1 protein-coding gene is annotated in these 992 nt (G+C 40.3%); it reads right to left on the minus strand.

Going from position 1 to position 992, the window contains the following annotated elements:
- Positions 1-944: IS30 family transposase (locus GB993_RS11720; RefSeq protein ID WP_161004421.1), on the minus strand; the 944-nt coding region annotated here is incomplete at its 3' end.
- Between the last annotated feature and the right edge of the window lie 48 nt (positions 945-992).

Consider the following 992-nt stretch of genomic DNA (forward strand, 5'->3'; position numbering starts at 1 on the left):
GGTAGATTGCAAATTTGATCCGAATTTTTTGACAAATTAGTCAGCATCACTTGGTAAGGTGTTTGCCAGTTAAGTACTTTAAGGGGGCGTTGGTTAATTTCGAGTAACGTCGTTGTTAAATCTTGAGCACTAATGTGCTCAAAACAAGTCCCCTTAGGGTAAAAATAACGTAAGTTCCGATTGAATCGTTCATTACTGCCGCGTTCAGCGGGCGTGTAAGCATGGCAGTAATAGGTCTGAATACCGTATTGTGGTTCAAATGACACTAAATTGCTAAACTCAGTTCCACGATCGACAGTAAAGGTGTGTACCGGTCCCTTAAAAGTTGTTAGAAACATAGTTAGGGCTTCATTAACAGTCGCCGCTGTCCGATCTTTTAATCGGTAAGCCCAAAGAAAACGTGATTTGCGATCAATTAGCGTTAATAAAGCAGCCTTGCTATGTCCACGAGGTCCAACCACTGTATCTATTTCAAAATCACCGATGCGGTTACGTTGGTTAATCACAATTGGTCGTTGTTCAATTGAACGCCCTAATGATTGATTATATTTAGAACGTTGGTCAAGGTTACGCCGTTGGCGTAGCCCATGTTCAGGTAGTTCACTCAAGGAGAATTCAATTTTCCCCTGATATAGCCAATTATAAATAGATTTAGTGGCTAGTTTAAGCTCATGCGCAATCACTTCCGGTGACCAGCTTAGACGTAAATGGTTTAGAATGGTTTGCTTTAATTTGGCATTCAGTTTAGTTTTTCGGCCACAATGCGCCCGTTTATATTCAGCGTTGGCCTGTGCTAATTCAGCTTGATAAGGTTGACAACGAGATAATTCATAAGAAATCGTAGACGGAGATCGTTTTAACCGCTCAGCCATTTGGATATTGGTCAGTCCTAGCTCACAAAAGGTTTCAATTTTAATTCGTTCAGAATAGGTTATACTAGACAAAAGATCAGCTCCTAAAAAATGGGTTTGTGGTAAACACCATTTTAAAGG

This window comes from Furfurilactobacillus milii, assembly GCF_009864005.1.
GTDB classification, from domain to species: domain Bacteria; phylum Bacillota; class Bacilli; order Lactobacillales; family Lactobacillaceae; genus Furfurilactobacillus; species Furfurilactobacillus rossiae_B.